General features: G+C 57.8%; 9 protein-coding genes. 5 read left to right on the top strand and 4 right to left on the bottom strand.

The window, feature by feature from the left end; translation table 11 throughout:
* Positions 1–120 precede the first annotated feature (120 nt).
* Positions 121–1038 carry a BamA/TamA family outer membrane protein gene (locus ACOCD2_RS06695; RefSeq protein WP_293672509.1) on the top strand — a complete coding sequence of 306 codons (918 nt, stop codon included), beginning with the start codon at positions 121–123 and terminating at the stop codon, positions 1036–1038.
* Between the two features lie 15 nt (positions 1039–1053).
* Here ACOCD2_RS06695 and ACOCD2_RS06690 read toward each other — a convergent pair whose 3' ends face one another.
* The 3 genes from ACOCD2_RS06690 to ACOCD2_RS06680 form a co-directional block, all read right to left on the bottom strand.
* Positions 1054–1299, bottom strand: coding sequence for a hypothetical protein (locus tag ACOCD2_RS06690; RefSeq protein ID WP_293646084.1), 246 nt, complete (start codon positions 1297–1299; stop codon positions 1054–1056).
* Positions 1300–1398: 99 nt separating this feature from the next.
* Positions 1399–2607 carry a sodium/glutamate symporter gene (gene gltS / locus ACOCD2_RS06685; protein ID WP_293646086.1) on the bottom strand — a complete coding sequence of 403 codons (1209 nt, stop codon included), beginning with the start codon at positions 2605–2607 and terminating at the stop codon, positions 1399–1401.
* Between the two features lie 85 nt (positions 2608–2692).
* Complete coding sequence (locus ACOCD2_RS06680) at positions 2693–4264, bottom strand: SulP family inorganic anion transporter (protein WP_293646088.1); 1572 nt, start codon at positions 4262–4264, stop codon at positions 2693–2695.
* 156 nt (positions 4265–4420) lie between these two features.
* Between ACOCD2_RS06680 and yaaA the strand changes: the two genes are divergently transcribed.
* From yaaA to ACOCD2_RS06660, 4 genes are all read left to right on the top strand, one after another.
* Complete coding sequence (gene yaaA, locus ACOCD2_RS06675) at positions 4421–5194, top strand: peroxide stress protein YaaA (RefSeq protein ID WP_293646090.1); 774 nt, start codon at positions 4421–4423, stop codon at positions 5192–5194.
* A gap of 65 nt (positions 5195–5259) precedes the next feature.
* Positions 5260–5490, top strand: coding sequence for a FeoA family protein (locus ACOCD2_RS06670; protein WP_293646092.1), 231 nt, complete (start codon positions 5260–5262; stop codon positions 5488–5490).
* The gene (feoB, locus tag ACOCD2_RS06665; protein ID WP_293646094.1) at positions 5490–7844 is read left to right on the top strand and encodes a Fe(2+) transporter permease subunit FeoB; all 2355 of its coding nucleotides are present in this window, start codon (positions 5490–5492) and stop codon (positions 7842–7844) included. Before ACOCD2_RS06670 ends, feoB begins: the two co-directional genes overlap by 1 nt.
* The gene (locus tag ACOCD2_RS06660) at positions 7841–8101 is read left to right on the top strand and encodes a FeoC-like transcriptional regulator (RefSeq protein ID WP_293646096.1); all 261 of its coding nucleotides are present in this window, start codon (positions 7841–7843) and stop codon (positions 8099–8101) included. The genes feoB and ACOCD2_RS06660 overlap by 4 nt, the downstream gene beginning before the upstream one ends.
* A 77-nt stretch (positions 8102–8178) precedes the next feature.
* Here ACOCD2_RS06660 and ACOCD2_RS06655 read toward each other — a convergent pair whose 3' ends face one another.
* Positions 8179–9552, bottom strand: coding sequence for a hypothetical protein (locus tag ACOCD2_RS06655; protein ID WP_293646098.1), 1374 nt, complete (start codon positions 9550–9552; stop codon positions 8179–8181).
* Positions 9553–9818 lie beyond the last annotated feature (266 nt).

Below are 9818 nucleotides of genomic sequence, written 5' to 3'. Positions count from 1 at the left end.
GCAGCTTTGGATGAGAATTTTGCCAGGGTTTGCCCCAAACCCGGCAATCCCCCCGGAAATTCTCTGGTCACTGTGCTGCTGCGCATGGTGGCTTGAATAATTTCTGGGAAACTTCAGTTTATGGGGACCAAGGCGGAAAATGGAAAGGGGAGGCGGGTGCCGCCCAGCGTTTCCGTCGTGGCTGCGGGAGGAACGGAGAAAGGCACCTGGTTCGTCGGTGGCGGGCATCTGGGTATCTGGCGGGAAGACACCATACGCTATACCGGGGGCGCCGGTTACGCAGATGTGGTCATGGACTACTATGGCTTCAATGGGGGGCTCGGAAAACACCCTGTGCGTTTCGAGAGTACCGCTTTCGGTCTGATGCAGGAACTCCAGTTCCGCCTGGGAGAAAGCCATTTCTTTGCCGGCATCAGCTATCGCCTGGTGGATACCCAGAACAAGTTTGATCTGGGTTCTGTCCTTCCCATTCCCGGTATTCCCGCCCTGAAGTTTGACAGCCGATCTGCGGGCGTCAGCCTAAGCCTGAACTATGATGACCGGGACAACATGTTTACTCCCAGTGACGGGCTGTATGCGGAGCTCAAGCTGGGCAACTACGGCAGTGCCTGGGGAGGCGATGACAATTTCAACAAATACCGGCTATATGCCAAATATTACCAGCGCCTGAGCGATGACTGGGTGATGGGACTGCGCGGCGATACCGAAGGGGTCGATGGCGATGCGCCCTTCTATGAATATCCCTTTGTCGACATGCGGGGAATCAAGGTCATGCGCTATCAGGGAAAGCGTACGGCGCTGGGCGAGCTGGAGCTGCGCTGGTCGTTTCATCCGCGCTGGGCGCTGGTCGGTTTCAGTGGCGTCGGCAAAACCTGGGCGGGCAACGGGAAGCATGACAGTGATGCGTTGTACAGCAAAGGCCTGGGCTTTCGCTACCTGATTGCCAGCAAACTGGGGCTTCAGGTGGGTGTGGACATCGCGCAGGGACCGGAAGACGCGGCCTTCTATATCCAGGTGGGCAGTGCCTGGAAACGCTAGCCCGGAAAATCTCCGCTACTTGATGAAAAGAAAATGCCTGGCGCGCAGTTTCTTGCCTTTCCAGATCCTGCCGTTGATCTTTTCCGCCAGTATCTTGCAGCCGGTATCGTCGGTGTCCACATCGACCATGGCGATATAGTTGTCTTCGTTGTTCGATGGCTCGATGGTGATATCCCTGATGACCGCGCCGTATTCTTCCAGGGGTTCACGGAGTTCTTCGATGGTGGTGTCCGGCGGGAAGCCGCTGATGCTGATATGCATGATGAATTCTTTTAACAGATTGTCGGTGAACTGATTCTACAACAGCAGGAAAGGGATAGGCGACCCCGGGCTGAAAATAGCACTGGGCGAGAGTAAGCACTATCCGCCGGAGAAAAACGGCAAGGCGATGAAGAATTTTATGACCACGGCGTTGAGCAGGTCGATGAAGAAAGCGCCGATCAGGGGTATGACCAGAAACGCCTGTATCGAAGGTCCGAATTTCGTCGTAAGGGCCGTCATGTTGGCGATGGCGACCGGTGTGGCACCCAGCCCGAGTCCGCAAAAGCCGGATGCCATGATGGCTGAGTCATAGTTTCTTCCGGTCACCCGGAAAACCACGAACACGGCGACAGCAACCACTACAATGACCTGTGCGGTAACCATGAACAGTATCTTGCCCATGGAATCCATCAATGACATGAGATCCATGCTCATCAGGCTCATGGCGAGGAACAGTTGCAGACTCAGCTCCCCCGCGCGTTCGATGGCAATCCTGTTGAGGGGCTTCTTTACCGTATCGGCAACGTTGGTGATGACGATGCCCACCATCATGGCGGTGAGGAAACCGGGCAGGCTCAGGCCTTTGCCCGCCAGGAATTCGTTGACCCATTCGCCCGCCGTGACGCACACGGAAAGAGCCAGCAGGGTGCCGAGCACATCGTCGATGTGCACTTCCCGGCAGCCTGTGACTGATGTGGTGTCTCCGGCGTCAGTACCGGCAGCAGATGCTGGCGCCGGACGCAGATCATATTTGCTGATCAGCCAGCCGCCGACGGGACCACCGACCAGTCCGCCAGCGATGAGTCCGAAAGTGGCGCAGGCAATGCCGAATTCTGCCGCGCCCTTGAGTCCCGCCTCCGAGGCAACCTGTCCCCAGGCGATGGCGGTACCGTGCCCGCCGGCGAAAGACACGCTGCCGGCCAGCAAACCATAGCCGGGGGAGTTGCCCGTGAGCAGGGCGATGCCGATGCCGGCGGCATTCTGTGCGACCAGCAGCATCAGGGCGACCAGCGTCAGGATGAACAGCATTTTGCCGCCCTGGGCCAGGGTGTTGAGCTTTGCGCCCAGCCCGATGGTGCTGAAGAAGAACAGCAGGAAAAGATCCCTCAGCTGCAGATCGAAATGGACCTTGATGCTCCACACCGCTGCCAGCAGCAGCACGACCAGGCTGCAGAGAATGCCGCCGGTGACAGCATAGGGGATATTGTATCTGTCCAGGAAAGCGACCTTCCTGTTCACCAGCCGTCCGAGCGCCAGCACCAGTACGGCGACGATAATGATGTTCAGGTTGTCTATGCTCACTTCCATCAGGGATTCAGCTCGCCGGTCGTGGATACGGGTGAGAAAGTTTTCATCTTACTGTATCCGCCCCCTGGAATGAACGGGGGATATCTCAGACTTTTTCCTCGAAATCCTTGCGGTCCACCGCCAGATGGTAGTTGGGGTCTTCCACCACATTGACTTCCACCAGGTCACCCGCAGTCTTGAGCAGCTGACGGCATTCCGGAGCCAGATGTTTCAGATGCAGACGCTTGTGTTCCTTCAAGTAGCGCTCCGCCAGCTTGTCGATGGCCTCGATGGCCGAATGATCGGCTACCCGGGCATTCTTGAAATCCACAACGACATCATCGGGATCGTTTTTCGGATCGAAGATTTCCTGGAAGTGATGCACGGATGCAAAGAACAGCGGGCCGTTCAACTCATAGACTTTGCCCCCCATGCGGTTGGTGCTGACGCTGGCATTGATGTGCTTGGCGTGCTGCCAGGCGAACACCAGGGCCGACAGGATGACACCGATGATGACTGCCGTCGCCAGGTCGTGAAACACGGTAATGATGGCGACAGAGATACCGATGAGCGTGTCCGAAGGCGGGATCTTGCCGATCAGACGGAAGCTGCACCATTCGAAAGTGCCGATGACCACCATGAACATGACGCCCACCAGCACGGCGATGGGAATGCGCTCGATGAGAGAGGAACCGACCAGGATGAAGGACAGCAGGAAAAGGGCGGCGCTGACACCCGACAGGCGGCCGCGTCCGCCGGATTTGATGTTGATGATGCTCTGGCCCACCATGGCGCAGCCCCCCATGCCGCCAAACAGCCCCGTTGTGGTGTTGGCCACACCCTGGCCAATACATTCGCGGTTGGGCTGGCCGCGGGTTTCGGTAAGCTCATCCACCAGGTTCAGGGTCAGCAGGCTTTCGATGAGCCCCACCAGAGCCATGATCAGGGCATAGGGAAAGACGATCTTGAGCGTCGCGAGATCAAAGGGGATGTCCGGTATATGGAAGCTGGGCAGGTTTCCCTGGATGGACGCCATGTCACCCACGGTGGACGTCTCCAGACCGAAACCCAGGGTGATCAGCGTACCGGTGATGATGGCGGCCAGGGTGGAGGGTATGACCTTGGTCAGGCGGGGCAGGTATTCGATGATGAACATGGTCAGGGCGATCAGCGCGAGCATGATCACCAGGGGCTGTCCGGTGATCCACTGGGTGTGGCCCGCGGCATCCGTGAGGATCTGCCCGTCGGGGCCGCGGAGCTTGAACTGTTCCAGCTGGGCGATGAATATCACCAGCGCCAGGCCGTTGACGAAGCCCAGGAAGACGGGATGGGGCACCAGCCGGATGAATTTACCCAGCTTGAGCACACCGAACAGGATCTGGATGGCGCCCATGAGCACCACGGCGGCGAACAGGTATTCCACGCCATGTTCGACTACCAGGGAGACCACCACGACGGCGATGGCGCCGGTCGCGCCCGAAATCATGCCGGGACGCCCGCCGACCACGGCGGCCAGCAGTCCCATGATGAAGGCTGCGTACAGACCCACCAGGGGCGCAACATGAGCGACGAAGGCAAAGGCGACCGCTTCGGGCACCAGTGCCAGGGCAACGGTCAGCCCGGAGAGAATGTCGTTCTTGGCGTTTTGCGGGGAATGTCTTGAAATGAGGTCGAACATGAGTAGGGTGTTTCCGGGAGAATGAGCAGACAGGAAAGATTCTCCACAGCGCATATTGTGGAGAATGCAGAAAAACATGATATTCTAATATAACTGGCGTTGGCTGTCGCCGGAGATTTTTCCCAATTCACTTGTTTCCAGCGGATTACTCGACCCATGATCATTACTTTGTCACCTTCAAAAGGACAGGATTTTGAAACGCAGGTAAAGGCGGCCCATATCACAAAGCCACAGATGCTCGATGAATCGCTGCTGCTGATCGAGGAGCTGCGCAAGTTCAGCCCGGCGCAGGTACGTGATCTGATGGCGGTGAGCGAGAATATTGCCAACCTGAATGTGGACCGCTATAAATCCTTCAGCACGCCTTTCACGGAAAAAAACGCACGGCCGGCGCTGTTTGCCTTCAAGGGTGATGTGTATCGCGGTATTCCCGTGGAGGAATACACACAGGACGACCTGGACTTCGCCCAGGATCATCTGCGCATGTTGTCGGGGCTGTACGGCTGCCTGCGACCGCTGGACCTGATCCAGCCCTACCGGCTGGAGATGAAGACCCGATTGAAGAATCCCCGGGGAGAAAACCTGTATCAGTTCTGGGGTGACCGTCTGACCGAGTGCCTGAATGCAGAACTGAAGAACCACAAAGAGCCCACCCTGATCAACCTGGCCTCCAATGAATACTTCAAGGCGGTGAAGCCCAGGCTGCTCGAAGGCCGCCTGCTGAATATCGCCTTCAAGGAGGAGAAGAACGGCAAGGCGCGTATCATCGCCGTGTTCGCCAAGCGGGCGCGGGGCATGATGGCCGACTACATCATCCGCAACCGGCTGGAAGCGTCCGAAGCCATCAAGAGCTTCGACCGCGAGGGTTATCGCTATTCCGAACAGGATTCTGACGACAAACAATGGGTGTTCGTGCGTCCGCAGCCCTGATTACAGGTGCATATCATGCGCAATCGTGTAATAATGAGAACCATTCTCAACTAATTGAACTGCCAATGAACCAGCAGAGCTTGTCCCAGGTTGCACCAGGCCAGCGCGTGCGTCTTGTTTCCATACAGGGCGATCGTGTGCTGACCCGGCGTCTGCTCGCGCTGGGACTGAGCGTGGGCAACGAGGTGGAAGTGCTGCACAGGCGTAATGGCGACGTGGTGGTGGGCAAGGAAGGCAACCGCCTGGCGCTGGGGCACAATATCGCGGATCGTGTATTGATCGAGGAGCTTTCCTGATGGGCGGGTGCTGTGATCAGGCGCAGCCCCTGCGCGGTGATTTTTCCCTGACGATTGCCATTGCCGGCAATCCCAACTGCGGCAAGTCTGCCCTGTTCAACGCCTTTACCGGCATTCGCCAGCGTACCGGCAACTGGCCGGGTGTCACCGTGGACCGCAAGGAAGGGCAGTTCGAGCTGGAACAGTACAAGGTCAAGCTCATCGACCTGCCCGGCATCTACAGCCTGGATGCCTCGTCCATGGACGAAGAGATCACCCGCGACTACCTGCTGTCCCGCGAAGCAGATCTGATCATCAATGTGGTGGATGCCGCCAACCTGGAGCGCAACCTCTATTTCGTCGTGCAACTGCTGGAAATGGGCGTGCCCATGGTCATCGCCCTCAACATGATGGACGTGGCGCGCAAACGCGGCATTCGCATCGATGTGGACAAGCTGTCCGAGGAACTGGGCTGTCCGGTGGTGCCGGTGGTGGCGACAACAGGCGAGGGCACGGCGGAACTCAAGGCGCGCATGCTGGCGGTCGCCACGGGGGCGGAGTGTGGCGGATTCGCTCTGGCCAACGAGGAAGTGGTGGAGCAGGCCGTCGCCGAGCTGGAGCAGTATCTGCCGGAAGAGAATCCCGCCAACCGTCACTGGCTGGCCCTGAAGATGCTCGAATCCGATGAGCAGATTCCGCAGGATCTTTCCGCGCAGGCGAGGGAATGCATTGCACACTGGCGGAAGGTCATTGAGGACCGCAGCGGCGAAGAGGCCGACATCCACATCAGTGATACCCGCTTCAGCCATGCCCATGCGCTGGCCCAGACGGTGATTAAGGAACGCGGCAAGCTGGGCAAGACCGTATCCGACCGCATCGACACTGTGGTGCTGAACCGCTGGCTGGGTGTGCCGGTGTTTCTGTTCATGATGTACCTCATGTTCATGTTCACCATCAATATCGGTGGCGCCTTCATCGATTTCTTCGACGGTGTCGTGGGGGCTTTTGCCGTGGACGGCTTCGGCCATCTGCTCAGCTCTTGGGGTGCGCCCGAGTGGATGCGGGTCATTCTTGCCGACGGGCTGGGTGGCGGCCTGCAGGTGGTAGCAACTTTCATTCCCATCATCTCGGCGCTGTACCTGTTCCTGTCCGCCCTGGAGGATTCGGGTTACATGGCGCGGGCGGCCTTCGTGATGGACCGCTTCATGCGTGGCATCGGGTTGCCGGGCAAGGCTTTCGTACCCCTCATCGTGGGCTTCGGCTGCAATGTGCCGGCGATCATGGCCACGCGCACCCTGGAGAACATGCGCGAGCGCAAGCTCACCATCCTTATGAACCCCTTCATGTCCTGTGGTGCGCGCCTGCCGGTGTATGTGCTGTTCGCCGCGGCTTTCTTCCCCCAGAATGGCCAGAATCTGGTGTTCAGCCTGTATCTCATCGGTATCGTGGTGGCGGTGCTCACCGGCCTGATCATGAAGAAGACCCTGCTGCAGGGAGAGAGCGCCGGCTTCATGATGGAGCTGCCGCCCTATCATCTGCCGACGCTCAAAGGCGTTCTGCTGCGCACCTGGGACCGGGTGAAGGTGTTCGTGAAGGAAGCGGGGCAGATCATCATCGTAATGGTGCTGGCACTGAACGTGCTCAATTCCATCGGTACCGACGGGTCTTTCGGTAACGAAGATTCGGACAAATCCGTGCTCAGCGCAGCCAGTCAGGTGGTCACGCCGGTATTTGCGCCCATGGGCATCCACCAGGACAACTGGCCCGCCGTGGTGGGCATCGTTTCCGGCGTGCTGGCCAAGGAAGTGGTGGTGGGTACCCTGGATACCCTGTACAGCCGGCTGGCGGTAGAGGACTCGGGGGCTGCCATGGATGAGCCCGGGTTTGATCTGTGGCAGGAAATCAAAGACGCTGCAGCCACTGTGCCCGAGAACCTGGCGGGTGTTGCCGAACTGGTGACAGATCCCCTGGGGCTGGGTGCGGCAGACGTGCATGACATTTCCGAAGTGGCAGCCGAGCAGGAAGTGAGCATGGATGTCTTCGGCGCCATGGCGCTGCGCTTCGACGGCCAGATCGGCGCCTTTGCCTACCTGCTGTTCGTGCTGCTGTATTTTCCCTGTGCTGCGACCATGGGCGCCATCAAGCGTGAGGCAGGCGGCGCCTGGGCGGCATTCGTGGCTTTCTGGACGACCAGTGTGGCCTACGTGTCCGCCAGTGTGTACTACCAGGCGGCCACCTGGTCGCGGCACCCCGGTTCTTCCCTGATGTGGATACTGCTCCTGCTGGGATTCCTGGGAATCGTTATCATCGGTCTGAACCGCTGGGTCAGCCGGGGCAAGGTGGCTACCGTCACCCCGCTGGCGGAACGCCCGTGATTCTTTCGGAACTGAAAACCTATCTGCAGCAGCGGGGGCAGGCAACCCTGGCGGATGTGGTCAATCATTTCGATGTGGATGCGAACGTGGCGCGGGACATGCTGCAGGTCTGGATCAGGAAAGGCAAGGTGCACAAGCTGCAGGCCGCCGCCTCCTGCGGGTCAAGCTGTTCCCAGTGCGATGCGGCCACCACCGAAATCTACGTATGGGGTCCAGCGGTCGAAGGCAGGCAGTTCCTGCGCACGGACTGCGGTTAACGCGTCAGGAAATCATTGACAGGCAGGCACAAAAAAGGGCGGTACAACCGCCCTTTTTTGTGGGTTGGAAGAACGTATCAGTTGCCGTGTGGACTGTATTTTGTGCTCATCAACAGCAGGTCGTAGGGACCGAGCAGTTCGTCTACTTCAGAATCACCCGTGTCGGATATGACCCCGGTTTCTTCTGCAGTGAACTTGAAGTAGTAGTCACCCTGTAATGCGGCGCCCAGATCGATGGTCTGGCCGGGTTCGATAGGGCCTTCCATAACAACGATACTGGTATTGTCCTTGTTGATACGCAGATGCACTCTTTCGAATTGGCAATCGGTACGGGTACAGATCTGGATACGCAGCTGCTCATTGCCTTCGGAGTGATAGACATAAGTGTCGGTGTCGTAGGCGAAGATACCCACATATTTTGTTTCCGCTGGTGTGATATTTGCCTTTGATTCGCAGGCTTCCGCGGGTGACTGCCCGGGGGTATTCGGGTTTGGTGGTGTTACGGGATTATTGGTGATATCACACACACAGTCAGTCTGGCCTGGTGGTAAAGTAGAAGGATCTGTCGTGTCGCACCCTTGGTACAAATACACGTATTCGGTTTTTGCTGGCGTTTCTACTTCGATACGTTTGATCAGGGTGCGGTTGAAAACCCCTGTCATGGCAACGTTCGAACGTAGCGGGTCGGCGTTGGCCTTGTCGTTATTGGGTTCCGTTTCCGTATCGAAACGGTTTTCATTTGGGTTGGCGGTTACCTGTCCGGTGTCTTCCAGGTTGATGGCGATGTTGTAGCCGCGCAAATTTCCGCTGCCCTCACCTGCTTTCGTTGTCGCGGTGCCACCGGTTTTCGGTTTTACGGAAATATAATATGTTCCGAGAATGCCTAGCGTGACTTCAGTGATTTTGGCGGCATCTACCGGCGATACTTCCGTCGGTAATTGACCCCCTTCTTCGCCGCCTTCGGTTCCTGCGCCGGGGGTGGTGTCAAATGCGGCGATGATATTGCCGTACAGATCACGCACCTGAATCACCCAGCCGGCGGTTTCGGTAAAGTTGCCTTCGTCACCCAGGAAGTACACTGTGAGTTTCTGACTGGGCTTGTCGGTGACGACGTGGTACCAGTCCTCATCGAAAGTTCCTAGGCTGTTTGCATGATAGAACTGCCCCGGCAACAGGCCGTCAGCGTTGAGAATATGGTCATTCGGTTCGGTTTCCCCGTATCCCAGTTTTTTAGTCATGGGGTGGATTTTCACGCCACAGGACTGAGGTGTATTCCGGCAGTCCTGCTGACCGTCGTTGTAGCCTTCCTGGAAGTCGGTATCCTTGTTCTTGTCGCCAGTACCTCCCGGCCAGTAAATGGCAGCCTGCGCCTGGAATGCCGGAATGCTCGCAATCCCCATTGCCACTGCCAGGGCAGACCAACGGGCAGTCTTCTTTAGTGAATTCTTCACCTTCATTTCTCCATAACAATGCTGTTGAGCGTATCTTGTTGACGCTCCAATGACGACGGCATCTTTTGTTGATTGTCGGGCAGTCATATCAATTCCCGTTAGGGGGTAGCTTGGTGCTTCTGAGCAGGAAGTTATAAGGGCCGGTCAGGTCGTCAACGGTGTGTACGCCTGTATCCGGATCGACTTTTGGGCCATCCACGGGTTCCGGGGAAAGCTCGAAGTAATAGGTTCCCGATTTAACGATACCAAAGTCGTAAGACCAGCCA

Source organism: Thiolapillus sp. (assembly GCF_048562965.1).
GTDB lineage: Bacteria > Pseudomonadota > Gammaproteobacteria > Chromatiales > Chromatiaceae > Thiolapillus > Thiolapillus brandeum_A.
This window is presented reverse-complemented; position numbering and strand designations above follow the sequence as displayed.